Origin of the sequence: Pantoea sp. Pa-EAmG (assembly GCF_030024295.1) — a bacterium.
In the GTDB taxonomy this organism is placed as follows: Bacteria; Pseudomonadota; Gammaproteobacteria; order Enterobacterales; family Enterobacteriaceae; genus Pantoea; species Pantoea dispersa.
This window is the reverse complement of the sequence record NZ_JASEWO010000266.1, coordinates 1-4,223: the sequence shown is the minus strand read 5'-3', so window position 1 is coordinate 4,223 and position 4,223 is coordinate 1. Positions and strand designations below refer to the sequence as shown.

The 4,223-nt window shown below is 57.6% G+C and carries 5 protein-coding genes; 2 read left to right on the top strand and 3 right to left on the bottom strand.

The features are described 5' to 3' along the window. Positions 1-161: 161 nt before the first annotated feature. Positions 162-1,079 (bottom strand): bestrophin family ion channel, encoded by a 918-nt coding sequence (locus QMM04_RS21275; protein ID WP_031279808.1) that lies wholly within the window; start codon positions 1,077-1,079, stop codon positions 162-164. A 253-nt stretch (positions 1,080-1,332) separates the two neighbouring features. Here QMM04_RS21275 and QMM04_RS21270 point away from each other — a divergent pair, with 253 nt between their 5' ends. Continuing rightward, positions 1,333-1,974: a hydrolase gene (locus QMM04_RS21270; RefSeq protein WP_021508093.1), complete on the top strand. Its 642-nt coding sequence runs from the start codon at positions 1,333-1,335 to the stop codon at positions 1,972-1,974. Position 1,975: 1 nt separating this feature from the next. Here QMM04_RS21270 and QMM04_RS21265 read toward each other — a convergent pair whose 3' ends face one another. Then, positions 1,976-2,878 (bottom strand): LysR family transcriptional regulator, encoded by a 903-nt coding sequence (locus QMM04_RS21265; RefSeq protein WP_125310614.1) that lies wholly within the window; start codon positions 2,876-2,878, stop codon positions 1,976-1,978. A 95-nt stretch (positions 2,879-2,973) separates the two neighbouring features. On the opposite strand from QMM04_RS21265, the gene QMM04_RS21260 reads away from it, so the two are divergent. Further along, positions 2,974-3,795 (top strand): SDR family oxidoreductase, encoded by an 822-nt coding sequence (locus QMM04_RS21260; RefSeq protein WP_282996959.1) that lies wholly within the window; start codon positions 2,974-2,976, stop codon positions 3,793-3,795. Positions 3,796-3,890: 95 nt separating this feature from the next. Here the strand turns inward: QMM04_RS21260 and QMM04_RS21255 are convergent. Next, positions 3,891-4,223 (bottom strand): hypothetical protein (locus tag QMM04_RS21255; protein WP_282996958.1); only part of this gene is annotated, 333 nt, incomplete at its 5' end.

Here is a 4,223-nt window from a genome sequence, read left to right as displayed (position 1 = left end):
AGGAGCGCTTGCAACGGCGCTGCAATAACCTTCCGCACAAACCGTAGCGGCGCAATTTATTGCGCAAAAAACAGCGGCGCAGCGGTCGGATTAGCGCGATAAATCGCGCCGCTACGATGCGGTGCGATCAGCGAGCATGGCGATTGAATCAGCCCGTGCCGTCACGTCAGATTAAAATACCGGTCCGGCTGGCTCGCTGCCGGCAGCGGGAAATCGTTGTTCATCGCTTTCAGATTGCGTTCGATATTCACGCACAGCGCGTCCAGCGGCAGGTGATTGGGCGCGGTGCCGAACGGATCTTCCAGCTCCTCCGCCAGCGACTCCAGCGACAAAAAGGTGTACGAAATAAACACCGACACGAGCGGCGTCATCAGGTGCAAATCCGCCACCAGTGCGAACGGCAGCAGGGTGCAGAACAAATACACCGTGCGGTGCAGAATCAGGCTGTAGGCGAAGGGAATCGGTGTGCTGGCCAGCCGGTCGCAGCCACCCAGATACGCCGACAGATGGTTGAGGTTGTCATCAATACTCTGCCAGACGATATCCGTCACTAATCCCTCATCACGCCGCTGCGCCAGCCATTCGCCCATGCATAACATGATTTGCGAGGTCGGCATCGGATGGCCGAGCACCGCGGCGTGCCACGCGGGCGGCAACAGCCGCTGCAGATCGGCTTGCGCATCGGTTTTACGCAGCCGGTGTTTCAGGCTCCAGCTAAATGCCAGCTGCAGCCCGATAAACTCCTGCACCTGTTCCGCACGCAGTCCGCGCAGCGTTTTCACCTGGCGCAGCAGCGAGCGCTGAGTAATGTGCATATTGCCCCACAGCGTGCGCGCCTCGATAAAGCGCGCGTAGCTGGCGTTATTGCGAAAGCCAAGAAAGATGGCAATCGACACGCCAATCAGGCTGAACGGTGCGGTGGTCAGGTGAATGCCGAGCGTGGAATACCAGGGATAACCCAGTATGGCGATCACTGACATCAGCAGGTTAAGCGACAGGCGGAACGCAATGCGAGACAGCACTGAGCCGTGCCAGTCAAACAACCGGAGAAACCAGTGTTGATGAGGACGTACGATCATTTTGCGATGGTGTTTTTTATGATTTTGTCGCCACAGATTACGCCCGTCGCAGGCGCAGAATCAACGCCGGTGAGCCGCTGTTTAACCAGCAAAAACGCTGCGCTTGGGCGAATTAACCTATTTAAATCAAGCTTCTAAAAACGGTTTGAACAAGTTGTAAAATTCTTTGCGTTATCTCTTTGTCCGCGCTTTCTCTAAAGTTTATTCCAGCAGCACAACACACAAATTTAAAACCACTTTAGAGGAAACTATCATGTCTAAACTCGACCTGCTTGACCCACAGAACTCAACCCTGATCTTCATCGACCACCAGCCACAGATGGCGTTTGGTGTCGCCAATATTGACCGCCAGCAGCTCAAAAATAACACCGTCGCCCTGGCGAAAGCGGGGAAAATTTTCGACGTGCCGGTGATTTACACCTCGGTAGAAACGGAAAGCTTCAGCGGCTACATCTGGCCAGAACTGCTGGCGGTGCACCCGGAATCGAAGCCGATTGAGCGTACCTCCATGAACTCCTGGGAAGACGCGAAATTTGTCGAGGCGGTAGAGAAAACCGGCCGCAAAAAACTGATCATCTCGGCGCTGTGGACCGAAGTGTGCCTGACCTTCCCGGCTCTGATGGCGCTGAAAGCCGGTTACGAAGTGTATGTGGTGACCGATACCTCCGGCGGCACCAGTGTTGATGCGCACGAACGTTCCGTGCAGCGCATGGTGCAGGCGGGTGCGGTGCCGGTGACCTGGCAGCAGGTGCTGCTGGAGTACCAGCGCGACTGGTCACGCAAAGAGACCTACGATGCGGTGATGGATCTGGTGCGTGAGCACAGCGGTGCCTACGGCATGGGCGTCGACTACGCCTACACCATGGTGCACAAAGCGCCGCAGCGTCAGGGCTGATTCAGCGGTGGTGCGGCAGGCGGGCTTTCAATGCGTCGATAAACAGCCGCAGCGCCATCGACTGATGCCGGTTCGGCGGGAACCACAGCGCGATTCCCGCCGACTGAATGCGCCAGTCGGCCAGCAGCTCCACTAATTTCCCCTGCTGCAGTGCCTCGCTAACATACAGCGAAGGCACGAACGCAATCCCTGAACCGTTGATGGCCGCGCGCGCCATCAGCGCGTTATTGTCTAACGTCAGCGTACCCGGCACGTCAATCTCCAGGCTTTCTTCCGCTCGCTGATACTCCCAGCGATAGCGTTTGCCCCCGGGCAGGCGATGACGAATACACTGCTGCTGCAGTAAATCCTGCGGCTGACGCACCGGCGCGTGCGCCGCCAGATAGTCGGGCGAGGCCACGGTAACGAAGGTCAGCGGGCCGCCGAGCGCAATCGCCACCATATCCTGCGGCACATCTTCAATCAGCCGGATGCCGGCATCAAACCCGGCGGCGGTGATATCCACCAGCGCGCCCTGGGCGGAGAAATCAAGCTGAATACCGGGATAGCGCGCGCTGAACTCGGGCACCACCTGATCCAGCAGCAGGCCAATCACCACATCGCTGGCGCTGATGCGCAGCGTACCGTACTGCTGCTGGCGGCTCAGGCTGACGTCGTGCAGCACCTCATCCATCTGATTGAGCAGCGGCGCGAGGCGCTGTAATAGCTGCTCACCGGCGTCGGTCAGCGACACGCTGCGTGTGGTGCGCTGAAACAGCTGCACGCCGAGGTTGTGCTCCAGCGTTTTCACCAGGTGGCTGAGCGAAGATCGCTTCAGGCCAAGCAGCTCGGCAGCGCGCCGGAAGCTGCGCTGCTCGCCCAGCGTTTTGATCGCCTGCAGTTCGTGCCATGAAGGGCGTTTCATTGGTGGTATTTCCTCACCAGGTCATGTGCGATTGGGGAGATTATGACCACCAGTAAAGCGATCTATCATCAGGTTTTCAACATGAGGAGCGCAAAATGAAAACCTGGTTAATTACCGGTGCCAGCAGCGGACTGGGCCGACTGATGAGTGAACGTTTACTTGAGCGCGGCGATCGCGTGGTGGCAACGGTGCGCCGCGAGCAGGCGCTGGAAGATTTGCAGCAGCAATATGGCGATCGGCTGCTGGTGATGCGGCTGGATCTGGCCGAAACGGCCAGTATCGCTCCGGCCATCGCCACCGCCTTTGCCCGCGTCGGGCGTATTGATGTGGTGGTAAGCAACGTCGCTTACGGTCTGTTTGGCGCGGCGGAAGAGCTCAGCGACGCGCAGATTGCACGCCAGATCGCCACCAATCTCACCGGATCGATCCAGCTGATTCGCGCCGTCATCCCGCATTTGCGCCAGCAGGGCGGTGGCCGCATTGCGCAGATCTCTTCCGAGGGCGGTCAGGTGGCGTATCCCAATTTCAGCCTGTATCACGCCAGCAAATGGGGAATTGAAGGTTTTGTCGAAGCGGTGCGCCAGGAAGTCGCCAGCTTTGGCATCGAGCTGCTGCTGGTGGAGCCGGGCCCGACCGCCACCAATTTTGCCTGCGGGCTGGATATCGCTGCGCCGCTCGACGCCTATCGCGACAACGCGTCCGGACAGTTGCGTCGGGCGATTGAAGCGGGTGACTTTGCTATATTGGGTGATGCCGGAAAATGTGTGGCGGCCACGCTGGCGACGCTGGATCAGGAAACGATGCCGCTGCGGCTGGCGCTGGGCAGCACGGCCTATCAGCACATCGAAGCCGCGCTGGAAGCCCGGCTGGCAGAGCTGCGCGCGCAGAAAGCGCTGGCGTTTGGCGCGGATGCGTAACTTTACCGTGTAACCTGGTCGCGCAGATCGTTATTAATGGCGGTCTGCGGCTGGTTAACACGGATTGGCTGACATCATTAGCCCTTTAATTTACCTTAACCATAAAAACGGTTTTTATTTTCGTTTTTAACGATATGCTTCAATAGATATTGGCATTTATCAACAACATTGCTGGCATCTTTAAAACCCTGTTCAATCACGGCAATATTTAATACATGGTCGTCATGGTTAAACTGCACTGATTCGGTATCGCACATGTTCCAGGCACGCGTTGTCGCTTCTGTCCAGTGATGAACGCTTTCTCCGGACCAGGCAATATTCTCTTTAAGCATTTTCACTGGGTTTCCGCCCCAGCAGCTATTGGAGTGTATCGTTTTCCCCGCCACCAGACTCATGGCACCAATTACGCTGCCGGAGTGGATCGATGA